Below are 19351 nucleotides of genomic sequence, written 5' to 3'. Positions count from 1 at the left end.
AACCTGCCCATGGTGTCAGGCCGATTGCGGCTCAAAAGTCATTGCCAGGCCGTTCATGCAGTAGCGTAGACCGGTCGGTTTTGGCCCGTCATTGAACACATGGCCCAAGTGCCCGCCACAACGTCGACAGTGAACCTCTTCGCGCAACACGCCGAACGAGCGGTCTTCGCGGGTCGCGATGGCATGCTCCAAAGGCGCCCAGAAGCTCGGCCAACCCGTACGGCTGTCGAACTTGGTGCTCGATGAAAACAGCGCCAGATTGCAGCCCGCGCAGGCGAAAGTGCCGTCGCGGTGTTCATTGTTCAGTGCGCTGGAGTAGGCCCGTTCGGTGCCCTCCTTGCGCAGGATTTCGTACTGCTCGGCGCTGAGCATCGCGTGCCATTCGGCATCGCTGTGAGTGACCTCGAAGGCCTCCGCAGCGCTCGCCTCACTGACCAGCGCCGAACGCAGGGTCATTTTTGGCAATACACCGGCAACCAGCGCCGCAAGGCCCAGCCCGCCGCCCGTTAGAAGAATCTGTCGCCGTGAAAACATGGCCGTCTCCCTAAATTCGCCGTGGTTTACATGGAACACAGCCTAGGCTTGAGTTGATCGCCAAATCCTCACGTGGAGTTAAACAATTCGTGATAACTCACCGAGGGGAAAACCCGCACAATGCATTCACTGCGCAACAGGATTTAACCCAAATGGATCAACCCAAACGAGTTCTGGTGGTCGAGGACGATGTGCACATCGCCGACCTGATCTGCCTGCACCTGCGCGACGAGCAGTTCGAGGTCGTGCACAGCACCGATGGCAACGAAGGCTTGCGCCTGCTCGAACAAGGCAGCTGGGATGCACTGATCCTCGACCTGATGCTGCCGGGCGTCGACGGCCTGGAAATCTGCCGCCGCGCCCGCGCCATGGCCCGTTACACGCCGATCATCATCACCAGCGCCCGGTCGAGCGAAGTGCACCGCATCCTCGGCCTGGAACTGGGCGCCGACGATTACCTGGCCAAACCGTTTTCGATGCTTGAGCTGGTGGCGCGGGTCAAAGCCCTGCTGCGACGAGTCGACGCCATGGCCCGCAACCTGAAAATGGATGCCGGCAGCCTGACCAGCGACGGGCTGTTCATCGACCCGATCACCCGCGACGTGTCGCTCGGCGGCAAGCGCCTGGACCTGACTCCACGCGAGTTCGACCTGCTGTATTTCTTCGCCCGGCAGCCGGGCAAAGTCTTCTCGCGCATGGACCTGCTGAACGCCGTCTGGGGTTACAGCCACGAAGGCTACGAGCACACGGTCAACACTCACATCAATCGCCTGCGGGCCAAGATCGAGACCGACCCCGCGCAACCGGTGCGCATTCTCACGGTATGGGGCCGTGGCTATAAATTCGCCCCGGCGCAGGAGCAGCCATGAGACTGACACTCACCCAGCGCCTGTCAGCGGTGTTTGCCCTGCTGCTGTTGGTGTGCAGCGGCACCTCGGTGTGGATGCAGGTGCGCTCCAACCACATGCATGAGCTGGAAGTGGTGCAGGGTTTGTCCCGGGATCTGGCGCAGCACATCGCCCACGACACCCAGTTGATGGACGCCAATGGCTTGAAACCCGATGCGCTGCGCGAGTTGTTCAGCCAGTTGATGCTGGTGAACCCGAGTGTCGAGGTCTACCTGCTCGACAGCAGTGGCCGGGTGGTCGGCAATGCGGCGCCCGAAGGCCACCTGCGTCGCGAGCAGGTCGACCTGACGCCCGTGCGGCGCTTGCTCAACGGCGAGGCCCTGCCGATTCTCGGCGACGACCCGCGCAGCGTTGACGGACGCAAGGTGTTCAGCGCCGCACCGCTCAAGGTCAACGGCCAGCAGGTTGGCTATCTCTACGTGGTGCTGCTCAGCGAGGAACATGACCGCTTCGCCGAACGCGGAGCTACCAGCGTGGCGCTGAACACCGCGCTGTGGTCGATCGGGATGGTGGCGTTGCTGTGCCTGATCGCCGGTCTCACAGCGTTCACCCTGATCACCCGACCGCTGCGCCGCTTGACCGACACGGTCGCGCATTTCGACATTGATGGCGCACCGGTCGCCCCGCCCTCGCCGGCACCATCAGGCCCAGCGGACAATCTCGCCACGCACGACGAAATCGCCGTGCTCGATGCCGCCTTCCGGCAGATGCAAAAGCGTCTGGGCGAACAATGGCGTTCCCTGACCCGCCAGGATCAGGAACGCCGTGAGCTGGTCGCCAATATCTCCCACGACCTGCGCACACCGCTGGCATCGCTGCATGGCTACCTCGAAACCCTGTCACTGAAAGACGCCAGCCTGACCCCGGCCGAGCGCCGCCGCTACCTGGGCATCGCCCTCGACCAGAGCCGCAAGGTCGGCGGCCTGGCGCAATCGCTGCTGGAACTGGTGCGCCTGGAACACGGCTTCGTCCAGCCGGTGCTGGAGCGTTTTTCCCTGACCGATCTGGTGCAGGACATCTTCCAGAAATTCGAGCTGACCGCCGAAGCCCGACACGTGCAACTCAAGGCGAGTTTCGCGCCGACAGTTTCGGCGGTATGCGCCGACCTTGGGCTGATCGAGCGCGTGCTGACCAACCTGTTCGACAACGCCTTGCGCCACACACCCGATGGCGGGGAAATCGACATCAGCCTTGTCCCGCAAGGCAAGTTCGTCGAGATCACCGTCAGCGACAGCGGCCCGGGCATCGCCGCAGAACTGCGCGAAGGCTTGTTCCTGCGACCGTTCAACATCGGCGGTGCGCGCCGCGACGGCGGTTTGGGCTTGCGGATCGTGCACCGGATTCTGCAACTGCATGGCCGCGAAATTCACTTGGTCGATATGCCGGGCCAAGGCGCGACCTTCCGCTTTTCGTTACCGGTGGATGAGGAGACAGCAACTGCGCTGGCGGTTCGCTCGATGAATCTGAATACGCCCCAGCGATAATCTGCTAGCTTCCCTGACACCCACTCAAGCAAGGACGCCGACCATGTTTTACGCAACCACCCTGCATCAATCGTGCGCAGGTATCCGCTGATGCTCGATACCCTTCAAGGCACGCCACTGTGGGTCTACGGGGTTTTCCTGTTGGTCTGTTATTACGGGCTCAGGGCCAGAACGCCCAGCCGCGAAAGCGAACTCTCCCTGCTCATCACTCCGGGCATCCTGACGCTCTGGTCGTTCTTTTCGCTGAATTACAACGAGCATGCCGGGTTGGCGCTGGGCAGCTGGATTGCCGGCATCGCGCTGGGCAGTCTGGCGGCGATTGCGCTGTTCTCGCACCGCGGAGTGACACTGGACAGCGACGGCAAAGGCCTGATCGTTCCCGGCAGCTGGAAAATCTTCTGCATCTCGCTGCTGTTCTTTGCAGTGAAATACTTCATCGGCTATCAGGCCGCTGTTCACCCGGAACGCTCGGCCAGTGTGCAGATGCTGGCGCTCACCGGCACAGCCTCGGGGTTTACGGTCGGGCTCTTTTGCGGTCGGGCAACCACGCTGTACCGCAAGTTGATGGCGTTGCGGGCACTCAAAAACGCTTCCGTCGCTTAAAGAAAAGCCCGCACTTCACAGCGAAGGCGGGCCTTTTCCCAGCGTCGTGACGACTACCCGGCAATTCCGGTCATGTACAGGAAACCACCCAACGCAAACGCCAGCGCAAACATTGCGTGGCTTTCAAAACTGACCTTCCAGGGTGACTCATTCACCGACGCCGCAGCCGTTACCGCGCTGATGGACACTGGTGAGATCAATTGCGAGATCATGAACATCGCGATCCACGCCTGATACTCGACCGTGACGGGCAGTTGAGTAATGGGATGGAAGACCGGGAACGCTGCGGCGAACAAGATCATCGGGTGGATACCAATGATCGTCAGCAGCGGCATCAGCCCAAGAATCAACAGCAGCTGCACAGGCGCCGAGCTCAACAACAATTTGAAGTCGCCACTCAACGGACTAAACACCTGCGCGGTTTCCGGCGCACCGAGTGCCACTTGTAGCGCTCCGCAGGCGATGAACAGCAGGATTTCGGCACTTGAACGCTGAAAACCGTCACCGATGGTCCTGGCCAGTTCCGCGATGCCGTATTTGACCAACAGCGACACTGCACCGGTGATGGAAACCGCCAGCGCGACCGTCGTCACCGTGGCGTAACCGAGCAACAGTTTACCGACCACGATCACGCTGATGAAGATGGCCAGCGGCAGCATCAGCCCGTGTGACGCGCCGTCTTTTTCCGCAGGCGCCAATTCAATTGCCGGCTCTTTCTCGCTGCGGGTAAACAACAGGCACAACAGCGCCAGCGGTAACCCGGTGAGCAATGCTTGCGACCAACTCAGCTCGGGAAACATCGCGCTGACCGCCGCCGCCCCCGCCGTGGTCGGCGCAATGAACATCGTCGCCCCCACCGCACGCATGGCCAATCGCAAGTGGTACAGATGATTCAGGCGGGTACTGCGGGTGAGCGAGCCGACGATGGGCACGGTTGCCAGGCTCAGGAAAAACGCCATGGCGCTGTAGAGAAGAAAGATCGGTCGCGCACTGCGCCGGACCGCCGGATGGCTGAGCGCCCGTTCGATCCGCCCTTTGATGTCCTGCCGATCCAGGTAAGCGCGCAATTGCCCAATCCCCAGCAACAGCAAAATCACCCCTTCAAACGAACCTGCACCACGCACCGGATTGAAAGGCATCGTGGTGAAGACGGCGAGCGCAGCGACGATCACCAACAAGCCCAACCCAAGTCGTGCAGATGTTTTGCCAAGCCAACTGCTGAAGGTCAACGCCAACCCGGCGACGATCAGGCCGAAAGTGAACGCATCCGCCACCTCGCGGTGAGGAATGACCAGCACCTTGGCGATCAGCCATATCACCAGCACCGTAGCAATCACCGCCAGCGCAGTGGCGCGTGCCCCCCACTTCGACGCCACGCAAGCGTGGAGCGCGCGCGCATCCTTGGACATTAAAAATTCCCGAGCTGGGCCGTATCACTGTGGGCGATGGTGATCGGCAAGCGCTCCTTGGCCAGTGCATCGGTGATCACCAGTGCATCGCACACGGTTTCAGAAAACGACGCCATGGCCGGCGTCCAGGTGTTCTGCTGCGCCGCGGCGAAATAGGTGTCGACGATCGCGTAGCGCTCCGGCAAGTCGAGGCTATAGATGTTGAAGCGGGACTTCTGAGCGTCGACCGTGGACTTTGGCAGTACCGCATACCCCATGCCCGCCGCGACGCAACCGAGCATGGCGTCCAGCGTGCCGAAATCAATGATGCGCACGGCCGAGACGCCGCAAGAGGCCAGCAGCAGTTCAATGCTGTGGCGATAACTGCAACCTTGGCGAAAGGCCAGGAAGGTTGCCGTCAGCAGGGTTTCCTTGGACGGCATTTTCTCCAGCGGCCGGGAGGAAATCAGCACCAGCTCCTCGGTAAACGCTTTGTACAGGTGGAACCGCCGATGATCGACTTTACCGGCCACAAACACGCAATCGAAGCGCCCTTCCACCAATCCCCTGACCAGATCTGCGGTCGGCCCGGTGGTGAGTTTGAGATCGACTTCAGGATTTTTGCCGTGGAAGCTCGCCAGGATCCCCGGCAAGCGAAACGCGGTGGTGGTCTCCATCGCGCCGATGCGCAGCTCGCCACTCAGGGACTGGCTGCCTCGGAAAAAGGCCACAGCCTCGTCGTGATTTCGCTGAATTCTGTCAGCGTACTCACTAAGTGCATGACCGGCGGAAGTGAGACGCGCCCGGCCATTACGGTCGATCAGTTGAGCGCCCAACTCGGCTTCGAGCTTTTTGATATGTGCAGTGACGTTGGATTGCACGGTGTGCAGGCGTTCAGCGGCGGCCACAAAGCTGCCCGTTTCAGCCACGGCCAAAAAAATACGAAGCGATTTGAGCTGCATGGACCTGCCATCCCTGGACGTGAACATCTCGAAAAGTGATACGCAGTATCTCGGATAATCGTTGGCAAAGCTATTTTTGCGCTGCGTATCCTGCCCCGGTTTTAAACGCATACGAGGTGGCGCTGAGCAGAACACCGCCTGATTCTGGGAATGGTCTTGCAAGACGTCGAGGTAACGCCTCGCCAAGAATAAGGGAGTTGGGCAGATGCAACAGGCTACGCTAGCGATCGCGATTATCGGCATGGGGCCACGGGGTCTGAACGTGCTCGAACGAATCACCGCCTACGCTTGCGATCAAAAAAACCACAAGAATATAGCAGTGCATCTCATCGACCCCGGTGTACCGGGCGAAGGCATTCACCATTCTGCGCAACCTGACTACCTGCAACTCAATACCGTCGCCTCGCAAATCACCCTGTTCATGGACCCGACCGTGGTCGATGCCGGGCCGTCGATTGAAGGGCCAAGCCTGTACGAGTGGGCCGTCGGCAACTGGAAGCACCCGTTACCGCTGGGGCCCAACACGTACCTGCCACGCAGTGCTTTTGGCGAGTACCTGAACTGGGTCTTCACGTTCCTGATTGCCCGGCTGGAACAGCACTGTGAAGTGCATCTGCATACGTGCACGGCCAGCGATATCGAACAGACCGCGACCCAATCGTTTGTCATCCAGACCACGAATGGTAAAACGATCAACGCTGACTACCTGTTCCTGACCACGGGCCACTCGGAAAACCACCCGGACGCTCAGGACATCGAGCGTCGCGCCTTTGTTGCGACTCACCGTTTCAACAACGCCAATCTGCGCTACGTGGTCACCGGGCCACTGCCGATCCACAAGCAACTGGATGAGATTGCCCCTGACGCCTCGGTGGCGATCGAAGGCATGGGCCTGACCGCCATCGACGCAATCACCGCGCTGACCGTGGGGCGTGGTGGCCGCTTCGCGCGTGACGAGAACGGCAAGTTGAACTATCAGCCGTCCGGCGCAGAACCGTCGCTGGCCCTATTCTCGCGCAGCGGCATTCCGTTCGCCGCCCGCGCAGTGAACCAGAAAGGTGTCTCGGGCCAATACCAGGCACGCTTCCTGACCCGTGAGCAGATCAATCAATGGAAGCGGACCCACAAGCCTGGCGAACTCGATTTCCACGGTCATATCTTCCCGCTGATTCTGCGCGACATGGCCCATGCCTATTACTTGTCCTATGCCACCCGGTTGCATGGCAGTTCCTTCGCCGAGTTGCTCGACTCCACGCTGGTCCATCTCGACAAGCCGGCGGCCGAAAACGTGCTGCGTCAATGCTGCCCGCAGATTCCGCAGTTTTCCTGGGACAAGCTGGCCAACCCCATCAGCCGCAACGCTCTGGCCAGCAAGGAACACTTCCATCAGTGGCTGACCGACTATCTGGAGCAAGACCTGGCCGAGGCGCAAGAGGGTAATTGCGAAAACCCGATCAAGGCCGCCTGCGATGTGCTGCGCGACATTCGCGACAACCTGCGCCGGGTGGTCGATTTCGGCGCGCTGTCGGCCGCGTCGCACAAGCGCTTCATGAACGAGTTCGTCCCGGTGATGAACCGCCTGGCCGTTGGTCCGCCACTGCAACGCACCGAAGAAATGCTCGCGCTGATGCGTGCGGGTTACCTGACGGTCAGCTTCGGTCCTGAGACCCGTGTGCATATGGACGGCACGTCGTACTCGTTCGCCATCAAAAGCGCGAGTCTGCCCGACCACGAGTTCCGCGCTGATGTGCTGATTCGCGCACGGGTGCCGAAATCGTCGCCTAACCAGGACAAATCACCGCTGCTCTATCGTTTGCTGGAAAAGGGCCTGGTTCGTCCGTTTACCAATCAGGGCATGGAGGTCAGCGGTATTGATGTCGATGAAGGCCTGCACATCATCCCGCTGAACGGCAAACCGCTAAGCAATGCCTGGGCCTTGGGGACTCTTTGCGAAGGCGCCAAGTTCTATACCTACATCGTTGCGCGGCCGTTCGTGAATTCCACCGCACTGGTGGACGCCGGACGCAGCGTGGGCGAATTGTTCCGGCAGATCAACGCGCAGCAAATGACCAAGAGACCGACCGCCAGCGTCGCTGACTCTTCGCGATCGCTCGTTCACCTTTAACCTCTGAAACTCAACCCGGGAGTCATTGATATGGATCTGCGCGCCACCCCTGAAAACCTGACGCTGACGCAACGGCTCGGCATCCAGTATCCGATCATCCAGGCGCCCATGGTTGGCGTGTCTACACCGGCACTCGCGGCGGCGGTGTCGAATGCCGGCGCCTTGGGCTCGATCGGGTTGGGCGCGAGCAATGTCAGTCAGGCCAAGGCGCTGATTGCCGAGACCCGGGCGCTGACCTGCAAGCCCTTCAACGTCAACCTGTTCTGTCATTGCACACCCGAACCGGACAAGGCCTTGCAGTCCGATTGGCTGAAGTATCTGCAACCGCTGTTTACCGAGTTCGACGTGCCTGCGCCCACCACGCTGAATGAGATCTACACCAGTTTCCTCGATGACCCGGACATGCTCGAATTGCTGCTGGTCGAACGTCCGGCCGTGGTCAGCTTTCACTTCGGTCTGCCGCCGACGTCCTGGATCGATGCCTTGAAGAGGGCCGGCATCGTGCTGCTGGCCACCGCGACCGATTCATACGAAGCCGAACTGATCGAACGTGCCGGCCTCGACGCAATCATCGCCCAAGGCGTCGAAGCCGGCGGCCATCGCGGTGTGTTCAACCCGCAACAGGATGCCCTGACCGGCACCCTGGCGCTGGTCAGAACCCTCAGCCGGCAGTGTTCGATCCCGATCATCGCCGCAGGCGGGATCATGGACGGCCAGTCGATCAGTGCCATGCTCACACTCGGCGCACAAGGCGCGCAGTTGGGCACCGCCTTTATCCTGTGCCCCGAAACCGCTGCCAACCCGCGCTACCGCGCCGACCTGAAAAGCCCGAAAGCCGCCCATACGCGCATCACCAGCGCGATTTCCGGGCGACCGGCGCGGGGCATGGTCAATCGCCTGATCACCGACCTGGATGCCACTGGCGCACCGCAATGCCCGGCGTACCCCCTGACCTACGACGCCGCCAAAGCCCTGCACGCCGCCGCCAGCGCCAAGGGTTGCAACGAATTCGCGGTGCAGTGGGCCGGCCAGGGTGCTGCACTGGCGCGGGAAATGAGCGCCAAGGCCATGGTTGAAGTGCTGGTCGCCGAGATGAACTGATCGTCTGTTGGTCCGTGACAACACCGCAGCGGTCCAATAGATTAGGCGACCCGAAAACGCCGATGCTGTTCTCGTCTCAAATTCTGTTTAAAGAAGTAGTGAAATTTCAATGCCAGATTCCAACACCGCTGAATCCGTAATCACCTTGTCGTCCAAAGCGGAATACGAAAACTCCATCAATCTTTCACAGCACGTGCCGCAGGCCAAAACCATCAGCGAGATGGTCCTGGACGCCTTCCACACCTCGAAAGAAAGCGACCAGATTCGCGAGCTGCGCACGGCCATCCGTCAGGCTCATGACCGCTTCGACGACGACAAAGCCTACGAACTGATGGGCGAGCTCAAACAACTCAAGGACGCCGAGGCCGCGGATATCGCTGCCCTGGAAGACCTGAGCAGCAAGTTCCCGATCAGCCGGATTCTGTCGAGCTTCAAGGACGACCCAAGCTTTCAGGAGCTGGTTTACGGCTTGGCGCTGAAAGTGCTGAACCAGACCCATCAGGCCATCAGCAACCCAAGCGCCGGCAAAAGCAAAGCAGCCCGCGCCAAGAAAGAAATCGAAGTGTTCAGCATCAGCAAGGACGGCGTCAGCGTCAGCCTGCCACTGCGCAACCCGCGCTCCAAACCGAACGTCGACCGTGAAGCCTTTGAGTTCCTCGGTTTTGCCTTCGTCGGCGAAGGCGATGAAGCCGAGCTGGCAAGCGAGACCTTCATCGACACTACCGGCACCGAACAACCGGCCACCCGCAAAGCCATCGTCACCGCCCTGCAACAGCAGACGGCGTTCGACGGTTACAGCATCGCGGCGCAGTAACCACCAGCGATTGGCAAAGGTACCTACACATCTCTGATGACCGCCAAATCTCTCGTAGGAGCTGCCGCAGGCTGCGATCTTTTGGCGTCTGCAAGGACGCCGAAGATCAAAAGATCGCAGCCTGCGGCAGCTACAGGTGATCTGACCGGAACTTGGAGATGTGTAGATACAGACGCAGCGATTGGGCCACTCGGTCCGCCTGACAAATCCTGAATCCGGTCTACATTAAAAAGCCACTACCCAAAGCGCAGGGATTCGCTTATCCTTTTGGCTGTATATAAATACAGTAGTCGTAAAAGACAACTATCGTGAAGGCATGTGAGGTGGTGAATGGCCGTCGAAGTGGTATACCGCAGCAGCCGAGATCTGGAGCGCTTGTTCATGGATAAAGCCGAAGCTGACCGTCATGACAAAATGCTCGAACTGGCCGAGTTGCTGGCTGAAGTGTTGCAAAAAGCGGTTCCGTCGCTGACCGAGCAACAGGTGGAAGAAGCCGGGATCTACATGGCGAAAAATCGCGATGTGTTCGCCAAGGCGTTCAAGAGCCAGCCGGACGCCTTGTCCGAACTGCTCAACGTGCCTGCTGAAACCGTTGAGCCCGTTGAGCCCGTTGAGCCAACTGAATCAGCCGAGCCTGCCAAACCCGCAAAATCCGCTAAGCCCGCAAAGTAAGCAACGCCCGAATTGAATAGGCCCTGAGTCACAGACTCAGGGCCTTTTTCATGCCTGGATTTCAACTGTCCGGTTGTTCCAATGCCTCGACCAACACCTTGAAGAACCGCGCCGCCTCACCGCCCGTCACCACCCGGTGATCGAAGGTCAGCGACAGTGGCAGTATCGGGTGCACCAGCACCTTGCCGCCCATCGCCACCGGTTCGTCGCGAATAGCTCCGGCAGCGAGGATCGCCACTTGCGGCGGTACTACAACCGGGTTGGCATAGCGCCCGAACAAGGTGCCGAAGTTTGACAAGGTCAGGGTCGCGCCCATCATTTCCCTGGCCGGGATCGAGCGCGCCTGCACGTCGGCGCGCAAGCGGGTTACGCCTTCTTTCAAATCGGCGGACGAGCGATTGCCGACATCGCGCAACACCGGCACGAACAAACCGTCGGGGGTGTCGACGGCAATGCCCAGATGGAGTGTGTCGTGGTGCCTGACCGACAAGGACTTGCCATCAAACCCACTGTTGAGCATCGGCTCCACGGCACAGGCTGCCGCCATGGCTTTGGCCAAACGGATCAACGGCTCACGCGCACGGCCCCAGCGATGCAGATCGGCATCGGCGAAAATGGTCACCGGCACTACCTCGGCGTGGGACCTGGCCATGTTCAGCGCCATGCTGCGGCGCACTCCGCGCAGCTTCTCACCGCCAAATTTGTCGCGCTCGGCCTGTGAGGCACTTTCAACATCGCTGCGGGTGATCAGCCCCTCGGGGCCGGACCCGATTAGCCCATTCAACTCGACGCCCAACTGCCGGGCCAGTTGCCGCACCGCCGGGGTAGCGCGAGCGCTCATGTGTTCGCGGGTCGAGGGCGCGGCGCCCACGAAAAACCGGTCGTCCTGACGGCTGCCGCCATCTTCAAGCCGGCCTACCACCGTGCCGGCATCCGCCTCGCCTTCATACCCCAGCAAGGGTTCGCCGACATGCAGAATGTCGCCTTCGGCGCCGTAGGTTTTTGCCACCACGCCGTCGTAAGGTGCAGGAATATCCACCAGGGCCTTGGCGGTTTCCACCGAGACCAGCAGTTGATCGGCCTTCACCCTATCGCCGACCTTGACGTGCCATTCGACGATTTCCGCTTCTTGCAGCCCCTCGCCCAAGTCAGGCAATTTGAAATATTTCATCGCAGCCTCCCGGGCCTCAGGCGCCTCTTTAGACGTGGTGCAGCAGCACGCTGTCGCAGGCGTGAAGGATGTCTTCGACGTTTGGCAGGTACAGCAACTCTTGCCGATACAGCGGTGGCGGAATGTCCGGCGCGGTCACCCGCAGGATCGGTGCCTGCAAATCCAGCCAAGCACGTTCGTAGAGGCTGGCGGCGATTTCCGCGCCGACGCCACAGGTTCGTGGCGCTTCATGGACGATCACGCAACGGCCGGTCTTGCGCACCGACGCCTCCAGCGTGTCGAGGTCCAGCGGCTTGATGCAGGCGACATCGATCACCTCGGCCGAAATCCCTTGTTCCGCCAGCGCATCGGCCGCCTGCAAGGTTTCCAAGACACTGGCCCCCCAACTGATCAGGGTGATATCGCTGCCTTCACGCAAGGTGAAACAGCTGTCCAGCGGCAGACGCTTGCCATCGTCGATCAACGGCTGCGGGTTCATCCGGTAGAGCCGCGTCGGTTCGAGAAACACCACCGGGTCCGGATCGTCGATGGCCGCCAGCAACAAGCCATAAGCCCGCGCCGGCGATGAAGGAATCAACACACGCAACCCCGGAATATGCGCAAACAGCGCCTCAGTGCTTTCGCTGTGATGTTCCGGCGCACGAATCCCCGCGCCCATCGGTGTGCGCAACACCATAGGGCAAGTGATCCGCCCGCGCGTGCGGTTGCGCATGCGGCTGGCGTGAGACACCAGATGCTCCATGGCGGCGTAGATGAAGCCCATGAACTGAATTTCCAGCACCGGTTTCAAGCCTTGGGCGGCCATGCCAATCACCAGTCCGCCGAGCATGGTTTCGGCCAGCGGTGTATCGATCACCCGCTTGAAGCCAAAGCTGTCGCGCAGCCCTAGCGTGGCGCGAAACACACCACCGTTCACGCCGACATCCTCACCGAGCACAATGACGTTTTCGTCCTCGCGCATGGCCCGGTGCAACGCCAGGTTGACCGCCTCCAACAGCGTGACTTTGCCGTTACTCATGGGCGGGCCCTCCTGCACGCCGCGCCGCTCGTTCAAGCAACCATTCGCGCTGCTCGGCCAGTGCGGCCGGCCACTGGGCATACACGTGATCGATCACCGATTCGGGTGACTGATTGCCCGCCGCATCAAAGTGATCCACAGCGCCCTGCACCCGCGCCTGACACTCGGCAATCAGCGCCTGTTCACGCCCCTCGTTCCAGACGCCCTGCCCGGCCAGAAAACGTTGCAAGCGTTTAACCGGTTCTTCAAGCCAGGCCTGTTTGACCTCATCGGCCGGGCGATAACGCGTCGCATCGTCTGCGGTGGTGTGATCGCCGAGGCGATAACTCACGCACTCCAGCAAGACCGGGCCTTTACCGTGGCGTGCTCGTTCGAGGGCAATTTGCACCCGGTCGTAGACCGCAAGCATGTCATTACCGTCAACCTGCTCGCCATGGAAACCGGCGCCTATCGCCTTCTGTGCCAGGGTCGGCGCCGCGCACTGAATCCGCCGTGGCACCGAGATCGCCCACTGATTGTTGTTGATCACGAACACCACCGGCAACTGCCAGGCTCCCGCGACGTTCAAGGCTTCGAGGAAGTCGCCCTTGCTGGTGGCACCATCACCGCAGGTGGTCACGGCAACCCGGTGTTCGCCGCGAATCTTGAACGCACTGGCGACTCCGCACGCGTGCAGCGCCTGGGTGGCGATCGGCACGCAGATCGGGAAGTCCTCGGCCGCCGACGGCTCGGCAAAGTCGCTGCCGCGTTCATCGCCGCCCCAGTACAGCAAAATCTCTTCCATGCGCACCCCGCGCATCAATTGCACGGCGGTGTCGCGGTAATACGGGATCAGCACATCCTCAGGCTGCATCAGGCTGCCGACAGCCACGCCGATCGCTTCCTGGCCAAGCGTGGGCGCGTAAGTACCGATGCGCCCGGTACGTTGCAGGGCGACGGCTTTTTGATCGAAGAGTCGGGTCAGAACCATTTGCCGGTAGAGGCGGGTCAGCAGATTGAAGTCGTCGGCCCAGGCGGGAAGTTCGCTCAATGCCTGGCCGTCGGGGGATAAATAGCGGGTGCAGGAAAGGTCAACCTTGTTATGCGCCATGGCACAGCTCCTTGCACACCGGGTCAGCGTGCCGTTGTCGGGCACGACGCTTGTGGCGCCAGGCTCAGGGAGCAAGTCGACCGGGTAAGGCCCTCACTCCGTCATCGGTACAACACTTTCTCTGCCAGCTCATCCGCCACTCGGGCCGGCGAGCGTTTTTCAGCCTGGGCATGGGCGAAAACTTCAGTCAGCCGCGAGCTGATTTTCGAGAGGTGTGCGGTGATGTTCGACAACGCCTCGCCACGGTGTTTGAGCGAGACATAAATCAACCCGCCGGAATTGATCACGTAGTCCGGCGCATAGAGAATGCCGCGGTTCTCCAACTGGTCGGCAATCTGCAGATTGGTCAACTGATTATTGGCCGAGCCTGCCACTGCAGCGCAGCGCAATTGCGCAACGCTGTGGCTGTTGAGTACGCCGCCCAGCCCACAAGGCGCGAGGATGTCGCACGGGGTGCTGAGCAGCGATTCGTTGGCAATCGGACGAGCGCCCAACTGCTCAATAGCCAGTTGCACCTTGCCGGCGTCGATGTCGCTGACCAGCAATTCGGCCCCGGCAGCATGCAGTTGCTCGGCGAGGGCAAAACCGACATTGCCCAACCCCTGGATCGCCACCCGCAGGCCTTCGAGGTTGTCATTGCCCAACCGGGCCATGGCAGTGGCGCGAATACCGGCGAACACCCCCATGGCGGCATGCGGCGCCGGATCGCCGGCGGCAGTGGTGCTGGTGACATGCTGGGTTGTCTGGGCAATGCAATCCATGTCGGCGACCGAAGTACCGCTGTCGATGGCAGTGATGTAACGACCGTCGAGCTGTTCGACGACGCGTCCGAAGGCCTCGAACAAGGCAGCGCGGCTTTCTACGTGAGGCGGGCGAATGATCACCGCCACCCCACCACCCTGCGCCAACCCGGCCAGCGCGGCCTTGTAACTCATGCCTTGCGCCAGGCGCACAGCATCCATCACGGCGCTTTCATCGTCGGGATAGGCAAGGTAACGGCAGCCACCGAGGGCGGGGCCCAAACGGCTGCAATGAATGGCAATCACCGCCTTCAACCCGGTCACCGGGTCAACGCTCAGGTGCAGCGATTCAAGGCGAGTGCTTTGCATGAGAGCGAACATCGTAGGGCTCCCGAATCACTTCTTGTAGTCGCCAGTATAGGCCTGCGGCTGAAAATTGCTGAAGCGCACCGGAATAAGCAGAGAGGGGTTTACAGCCTTTAGACATAACCTGCAACGGCATGTGTACAGCACTGGACGAATGCTTGAGACGGGGCTAAAACGAGGCATCCGCCGGAGATTTTGATGAACCCGCGCCACGCTTTTTTCGCCTGTCTGCAACGCTCGCCACCGGCGCTCTTCGAAGCGGCGCTGTGGATCTCTGCCGAGCACGATCCGCAGGTGAAGCCCGAGGTGCTGCTGGAGCAATTCAAGGAACTGGAACAACGGGTCAGTGCTGGTTTACCCATGTTGCCGGTCAGCGAGTTGGCCCAACCGTTGTTGCGGCGACTCAATGACATGGGTTATCAACAGGACGAATCCACCCCGCTGCGCCCGCAGGTGGCGCTGCTCAATAAGGTGCTTGAACGCCGACGCGGGCAACCGCTGGCACTCGGTTTGATCGCGCTGGAGTTGGCCCGACGGTTGGAGATCCCAATGGTTGGAGTCAATTTTCCCGGGCACTTTCTGTTGAGGGTGCCGGGCGCCGATCATTTGCTCGACCCCTGTGGCGGTCGGCGCTTGTACCCCAACGACTGCCGCGAGCTGCTGCAACGTCAGTACGGCCCAAACATGCCGCTCAACGCCGAGCATCTGCTCACGAGCGAACCGATCCAGATGCTCCAGCGACTGTCGCGCAACTTGCGCCAGTTGCATTTAGCCAACGACGACAACATCGACGCGCTGATCGATGCCGAGCGGGTGCTGGAGCTCGGCAATGCCTGCGTCAGCGACTACCTGGCCCGCGCCAGCCTCTATCAACGGCTGGACTGCCCCAACGCCGAGCGTTTCGACCTGGAGCATGCCTTGTTGCTCAGCGACGACCCGATCCAGCGCATCCGCCTGACCGACCGGCTGGGACATTTGCCGCCTAATTCCATCGTGCATTGAAGGCAAAAGATTGCAGCGTTATTTCGGGGTATCGGGCTGATTGGCCGGGTGGGCTTTGATAAACGCTGGATGCTGCACCGCCAGCGCCGCGACCCGGCGAATCCGTGGATAAGCCTCAAGGGAAATGTTGAAACGCTCCGCCGCGTACAGCTGCGCGATCAAGTAGATATCTGCCAGCCCAGGTGCGCTGCCGAAGCAGTAACCGTCGTCGCCAATCAAGTGCTCGACTGCCGACAGCCCCTGAGTGATCCAGTGGCCGATCCACTGCACCACCTGCGGCTCATCGTGACCGAGCTGGCGCAGCTGATTGAGCACGCTGACGTTGTGCAGCGGATGAATGTCACAACCGATCAACGCCGCCACCGCGCGCTCATGCGCGCGTTTGGCCAGGTCTTTGGACAAAAGCGGCACCTGTGGATAACGCTCCTCCAGGTACTCGATGATCGCCGGGGACTGGATCAGTAACTCGCCTTCATCGGTGCGCAAGGCCGGCACCCGGCCTTGCGGGTTGATCTGCAGATAAGCCGGTTGCTGGTGTTCGCCACCTTGCGGCGCGATCAAATTGATCGGCAGCGCCTGGTATTCCAGCCCTTTGAGTGCCAGGGCAATGCGCACCCGAAAGGACGACGTCGAGCGATAGTAAGTAAACAGCTCCATAGCCTGAACCTCCTAGCGTGCTGGCAGGATTTTGCCGCGGCATTCGCCGAAACCAATGGAGGCGAAACCGTCACGGCTGCAGCGTGCGCGCAGGATGATTTCGTCGCCGTCTTCAAGGAACTTGCGCACCTCGCCCGACGCCAGCTCGATCGGCTTTTTACCGCCTTCGGTGATTTCCAGCAGGCTGCCGAACTGACCGTTTTCCGGCCCCGACAAGGTGCCAGAACCAAACAGGTCACCGGCCTGCAACTGGCAACCGTTAACGCTGTGGTGCGCGACCAGTTGCGCCACGGTCCAGTACATGTGTTGGGTATTACTCAGCGTGAGGCGATGGGCTGGCAGGTTCTGTTCGCGCATGGCTTCGGTGAGCAGCAGCACTTCCAGTTCGATATCGAAGGCGCCGCCCGCCTGATCGCGCTTGTCGAACAAGTACGGCAGCGGCTGCGGATCGCCCTCGGGACGCGCCGGTTGGGCACGACGGAACGGTTCCAGCGCTTCAGCGGTGACAACCCACGGCGAGATGCTGGTGATGAAGCTTTTCGACAGGAACGGACCCAGTGGCTGATATTCCCAGGCTTGAATGTCGCGCGCCGACCAGTCATTGAGCAGGCAGAAACCGGCGATGTGCTCGGCGGCGTCGCCGATGGCAATCGAATCGCCCATCTCATTGCCCTGGCCAATCCAGATGCCAAGCTCCAGCTCATAGTCCAGGCGCGCGCAAGGGCCAAACGTTGGTTCGGTCTGGCCGGCCGGCAGGGTCTGACCTTTTGGACGACGCACGTCGGTGCCGGACGGGCGAATGGTCGACGCACGGCCGTGGTAGCCGATCGGTACGTACTTGTAGTTCGGCAGCAACGGGTTGTCCGGGCGGAACAGTTTGCCGACGTTTTGCGCGTGCTCGATACCGACGTAGAAGTCGGTGTAGTCATTGATCTTCGCTGGCAGGTGCATCTGGCAATCGGCGGCCAATGGCAGCAGTTTTGCGCCCTGGGCTTCGATCTTGCCGTGCAGGGTGCTGCCTTCAGCGAACAGTTCCAGCAAACGCTCACGCAGGGCCACACGGGCACCCCGACCGAGGTCGAAGAACGCGTTCAGCTGACCGCCACCGGTGGCTTCAACGGCCGTGCGCGCCGCCCCGTCAAACAGACCGGCTTCGAGCGCCGCTTGCAGATCGAAAATATGCTCGCCGATCGCCACACCGCTGCGCGGCGCCGAACCCTTTGTGCTGAACACACCCAACGGCAGGTTTTGCAACGGGAAGTCGGCGTGGCCGTTGGCGGAGGCAACCCAGCTACGAGTGGGGGTGGTCTGAGTCATGGGTTATCTCCGATTCGGGTTGAAAGTCGCGGGCAGCGAGGCCCAGCAAGCATCGTAGGTGTTTTGCAGTTGCGGGCACTCGAGGGCAAAGCGGCTTGGGCGCAACACCTGGCTGGTCTCGAACATGAAGGCCATGGTGTTGTCGAATTTGCTCGGCGCCAGCTCGGCATTGATCGCCTTGGTGCAGGTTTCGCCATCCGGACCGTGGGCGCTCATGCAGCTGTGCAACGACGCGCCACCCGGCAGGAAACCTTCGGCCTTGGCGTCGTAGGTGCCCTGGATCAGGCCCATGAATTCGTTCATCAGGTTGCGGTGGAACCAGGGTGGACGGAAGGTGTTCTCGGCGACCATCCAGCGCGGCGGGAAGATCACGAAATCGAGGTTGGCCAGACCGTGGACGCTGGTCGGCGACGTCAGCACGGTGAAGATCGACGGGTCCGGGTGATCGAAGCTGACCGTGCCAATGGTGTTGAAGCGACGCAGGTCATATTTGTACGGCACATTATTGCCGTGCCAGGCGACCACGTTCAGCGGCGAATGGTCGAGCTCGCAGCCCCACAACTCACCGAGGAATTTCTGTACCAGAGTGGTCGGTTGCTTGAGGTCTTCATAGTGAGCGACCGGGGTCAGGAAGTCCCGTGGATTGGCCAGACCGTTGCTGCCAATCGGCCCGAGGTCCGGCAGGCGCAGCGGCGCGCCGTGGTTCTCGGCCAGATAGCCGCGGGCTTGCGGGTCGAGCAATTCGATGCGGAATTTCAAACCGCGCGGCAGCACGGCGATTTCCAGCGGTTCCAGCTCCAGCACGCCGAGCTCGGTGGCGATGCGCAACCGACCCAGCTCCGGCACCAGCAACCACTCGCCATCGGCGTTGAAGAACACCCGCTCCATGGAGCGATTGGCGCGGTAGTGATAAATGCTGATCCCGGCCGGTTTTTCCGAACCCGAGTTGGCCGCCATGCTCACCAGACCGTCGATGAAATCGGTCGGCTCGGCAGGAATCTCCAACGGGTTCCAGCGCAGGCGATTGGGCGTCACTTCGCCCAGCGGTCCGCCGGCCAATTGCCGCTCCAGCTTAACGAACGACGGGTGATTGGCCGACGGCTGAATGCGGTACATCCAGGTGCGTCGCGCTTCACTGCGCGCCATGGTGAACGCGGTACCGGAGAACAGTTCAGTGTAGAGACCGTAAGGGGCTTTTTGCGGGGAGTTCTGGCCGACGGGCAGTGCGCCGGGCAGCGCTTCGCTGCTGAATTCGTTGCCGAAACCTGACTGGTAAACCAGCGCTGGCGCCGTTGAATCGAGGTTCATGGAGCCTCCTGAACAGGGAGTAGGCCGTGGCCCTTGGCTCCTTTTCAGAAGTCTCGGCACGCCCGGGTTATTTTTATCGTAATTCGATTAC

17 protein-coding genes and 1 pseudogene are annotated in these 19351 nt (G+C 61.0%); 8 read left to right on the top strand and 10 right to left on the bottom strand.

Annotated features, from left to right (window positions below; all coding sequences use genetic code 11):
- Positions 1-15: 15 nt before the first annotated feature.
- Positions 16-534 (bottom strand): peptide-methionine (R)-S-oxide reductase MsrB, encoded by a 519-nt coding sequence (gene msrB, locus BLL42_RS19110; protein ID WP_071553470.1) that lies wholly within the window; start codon positions 532-534, stop codon positions 16-18.
- A 152-nt stretch (positions 535-686) separates the two neighbouring features.
- Between msrB and BLL42_RS19105 the strand changes: the two genes are divergently transcribed.
- From BLL42_RS19105 to BLL42_RS19095, 3 genes are all read left to right on the top strand, one after another.
- A complete protein-coding gene (locus BLL42_RS19105; protein ID WP_071553469.1) occupies positions 687-1403 on the top strand; it encodes a response regulator transcription factor in 717 nt (238 codons plus the stop codon).
- Positions 1400-2926 (top strand): sensor histidine kinase, encoded by a 1527-nt coding sequence (locus BLL42_RS19100; RefSeq protein WP_071553468.1) that lies wholly within the window; start codon positions 1400-1402, stop codon positions 2924-2926. Before BLL42_RS19105 ends, BLL42_RS19100 begins: the two co-directional genes overlap by 4 nt.
- Before the next feature lie 90 nt (positions 2927-3016).
- Positions 3017-3529 (top strand): hypothetical protein, encoded by a 513-nt coding sequence (locus tag BLL42_RS19095; RefSeq protein ID WP_071553467.1) that lies wholly within the window; start codon positions 3017-3019, stop codon positions 3527-3529.
- 53 nt (positions 3530-3582) lie between these two features.
- Here the strand turns inward: BLL42_RS19095 and BLL42_RS19090 are convergent, their stop codons facing one another.
- Together BLL42_RS19090 and BLL42_RS19085 are read right to left on the bottom strand one after the other, a co-directional pair.
- Positions 3583-4938 carry a hypothetical protein gene (locus BLL42_RS19090; RefSeq protein WP_071553466.1) on the bottom strand — a complete coding sequence of 452 codons (1356 nt, stop codon included), beginning with the start codon at positions 4936-4938 and terminating at the stop codon, positions 3583-3585.
- The gene (locus BLL42_RS19085; RefSeq protein ID WP_071553465.1) at positions 4938-5879 is read right to left on the bottom strand and encodes a LysR family transcriptional regulator; all 942 of its coding nucleotides are present in this window, start codon (positions 5877-5879) and stop codon (positions 4938-4940) included. The genes BLL42_RS19090 and BLL42_RS19085 overlap by 1 nt, the downstream gene beginning before the upstream one ends.
- Before the next feature lie 205 nt (positions 5880-6084).
- On the opposite strand from BLL42_RS19085, the gene BLL42_RS19080 reads away from it, so the two are divergent.
- The 4 genes and pseudogenes from BLL42_RS19080 to BLL42_RS19065 all read left to right on the top strand — a co-directional run.
- Positions 6085-8004: an FAD/NAD(P)-binding protein gene (locus tag BLL42_RS19080; protein WP_071553464.1), complete on the top strand. Its 1920-nt coding sequence runs from the start codon at positions 6085-6087 to the stop codon at positions 8002-8004.
- Between the two features lie 30 nt (positions 8005-8034).
- A complete protein-coding gene (locus BLL42_RS19075; RefSeq protein ID WP_071553463.1) occupies positions 8035-9105 on the top strand; it encodes an NAD(P)H-dependent flavin oxidoreductase in 1071 nt (356 codons plus the stop codon).
- Positions 9106-9214: 109 nt separating this feature from the next.
- Complete coding sequence (locus BLL42_RS19070) at positions 9215-9919, top strand: hypothetical protein (RefSeq protein ID WP_071553462.1); 705 nt, start codon at positions 9215-9217, stop codon at positions 9917-9919.
- Positions 9920-10249: 330 nt separating this feature from the next.
- Positions 10250-10489: pseudogene (locus tag BLL42_RS19065) on the top strand (YebG family protein); the annotation flags it as partial.
- A gap of 163 nt (positions 10490-10652) precedes the next feature.
- On the opposite strand, the gene BLL42_RS19060 reads toward BLL42_RS19065, so the two are convergent.
- The 4 genes from BLL42_RS19060 to BLL42_RS19045 all read right to left on the bottom strand — a co-directional run bounded on the left by BLL42_RS19060 (position 10653) and on the right by BLL42_RS19045 (position 14991).
- Complete coding sequence (locus BLL42_RS19060) at positions 10653-11762, bottom strand: dihydrolipoamide acetyltransferase family protein (RefSeq protein WP_071553460.1); 1110 nt, start codon at positions 11760-11762, stop codon at positions 10653-10655.
- A gap of 28 nt (positions 11763-11790) precedes the next feature.
- The gene (locus tag BLL42_RS19055; RefSeq protein WP_408004003.1) at positions 11791-12816 is read right to left on the bottom strand and encodes an alpha-ketoacid dehydrogenase subunit beta; all 1026 of its coding nucleotides are present in this window, start codon (positions 12814-12816) and stop codon (positions 11791-11793) included.
- Entirely contained in the window at positions 12773-13870 is a 1098-nt protein-coding gene (pdhA, locus tag BLL42_RS19050; RefSeq protein WP_071553458.1) for a pyruvate dehydrogenase (acetyl-transferring) E1 component subunit alpha, read from the bottom strand. The genes BLL42_RS19055 and pdhA overlap by 44 nt, the downstream gene beginning before the upstream one ends.
- A 101-nt stretch (positions 13871-13971) precedes the next feature.
- The gene (locus tag BLL42_RS19045) at positions 13972-14991 is read right to left on the bottom strand and encodes a Leu/Phe/Val dehydrogenase (RefSeq protein ID WP_071553457.1); all 1020 of its coding nucleotides are present in this window, start codon (positions 14989-14991) and stop codon (positions 13972-13974) included.
- Between the two features lie 183 nt (positions 14992-15174).
- Here BLL42_RS19045 and BLL42_RS19040 point away from each other — a divergent pair, with 183 nt between their 5' ends.
- The gene (locus BLL42_RS19040) at positions 15175-15978 is read left to right on the top strand and encodes a SirB1 family protein (RefSeq protein ID WP_071553456.1); all 804 of its coding nucleotides are present in this window, start codon (positions 15175-15177) and stop codon (positions 15976-15978) included.
- 18 nt (positions 15979-15996) lie between these two features.
- On the opposite strand, the gene maiA is transcribed toward BLL42_RS19040, so the two are convergent.
- From maiA to hmgA, 3 genes are read right to left on the bottom strand one after another with little or no spacing between them, the layout of a single operon-like run.
- Positions 15997-16635, bottom strand: a complete 639-nt coding sequence (gene maiA / locus BLL42_RS19035) for a maleylacetoacetate isomerase (protein ID WP_071553455.1) — start codon at positions 16633-16635, stop codon at positions 15997-15999.
- A 12-nt stretch (positions 16636-16647) separates the two neighbouring features.
- Positions 16648-17952 carry a fumarylacetoacetase gene (gene fahA, locus BLL42_RS19030; protein ID WP_071553454.1) on the bottom strand — a complete coding sequence of 435 codons (1305 nt, stop codon included), beginning with the start codon at positions 17950-17952 and terminating at the stop codon, positions 16648-16650.
- 3 nt (positions 17953-17955) lie between these two features.
- Positions 17956-19260 carry a homogentisate 1,2-dioxygenase gene (hmgA, locus tag BLL42_RS19025; protein ID WP_071553453.1) on the bottom strand — a complete coding sequence of 435 codons (1305 nt, stop codon included), beginning with the start codon at positions 19258-19260 and terminating at the stop codon, positions 17956-17958.
- Positions 19261-19351: the final 91 nt, after the last annotated feature.

The organism is Pseudomonas frederiksbergensis, assembly GCF_001874645.1.
GTDB lineage: Bacteria > Pseudomonadota > Gammaproteobacteria > Pseudomonadales > Pseudomonadaceae > Aquipseudomonas > Aquipseudomonas frederiksbergensis_B.
This window is presented reverse-complemented; position numbering and strand designations above follow the sequence as displayed.

Excerpts from the sequence above, each read along its gene's own strand:
- msrB (WP_071553470.1), bottom strand. The coding sequence starts at position 534 with ATGTTTTCACGGCGACAGATTCTTCTAACGGGCGGCGGGCTGGGCCTT.
- BLL42_RS19105 (WP_071553469.1), top strand. The coding sequence starts at position 687 with ATGGATCAACCCAAACGAGTTCTGGTGGTCGAGGACGATGTGCACATC.
- BLL42_RS19100 (WP_071553468.1), top strand. The coding sequence starts at position 1,400 with ATGAGACTGACACTCACCCAGCGCCTGTCAGCGGTGTTTGCCCTGCTG.
- BLL42_RS19095 (WP_071553467.1), top strand. The coding sequence starts at position 3,017 with ATGCTCGATACCCTTCAAGGCACGCCACTGTGGGTCTACGGGGTTTTC.
- BLL42_RS19090 (WP_071553466.1), bottom strand. The coding sequence starts at position 4,938 with ATGTCCAAGGATGCGCGCGCGCTCCACGCTTGCGTGGCGTCGAAGTGG.
- BLL42_RS19085 (WP_071553465.1), bottom strand. The coding sequence starts at position 5,879 with ATGCAGCTCAAATCGCTTCGTATTTTTTTGGCCGTGGCTGAAACGGGC.
- BLL42_RS19080 (WP_071553464.1), top strand. The coding sequence starts at position 6,085 with ATGCAACAGGCTACGCTAGCGATCGCGATTATCGGCATGGGGCCACGG.
- BLL42_RS19075 (WP_071553463.1), top strand. The coding sequence starts at position 8,035 with ATGGATCTGCGCGCCACCCCTGAAAACCTGACGCTGACGCAACGGCTC.
- BLL42_RS19070 (WP_071553462.1), top strand. The coding sequence starts at position 9,215 with ATGCCAGATTCCAACACCGCTGAATCCGTAATCACCTTGTCGTCCAAA.
- BLL42_RS19060 (WP_071553460.1), bottom strand. The coding sequence starts at position 11,762 with ATGAAATATTTCAAATTGCCTGACTTGGGCGAGGGGCTGCAAGAAGCG.
- pdhA (WP_071553458.1), bottom strand. The coding sequence starts at position 13,870 with ATGGCGCATAACAAGGTTGACCTTTCCTGCACCCGCTATTTATCCCCC.
- BLL42_RS19045 (WP_071553457.1), bottom strand. The coding sequence starts at position 14,991 with ATGTTCGCTCTCATGCAAAGCACTCGCCTTGAATCGCTGCACCTGAGC.
- BLL42_RS19040 (WP_071553456.1), top strand. The coding sequence starts at position 15,175 with ATGAACCCGCGCCACGCTTTTTTCGCCTGTCTGCAACGCTCGCCACCG.
- maiA (WP_071553455.1), bottom strand. The coding sequence starts at position 16,635 with ATGGAGCTGTTTACTTACTATCGCTCGACGTCGTCCTTTCGGGTGCGC.
- fahA (WP_071553454.1), bottom strand. The coding sequence starts at position 17,952 with ATGACTCAGACCACCCCCACTCGTAGCTGGGTTGCCTCCGCCAACGGC.
- hmgA (WP_071553453.1), bottom strand. The coding sequence starts at position 19,260 with ATGAACCTCGATTCAACGGCGCCAGCGCTGGTTTACCAGTCAGGTTTC.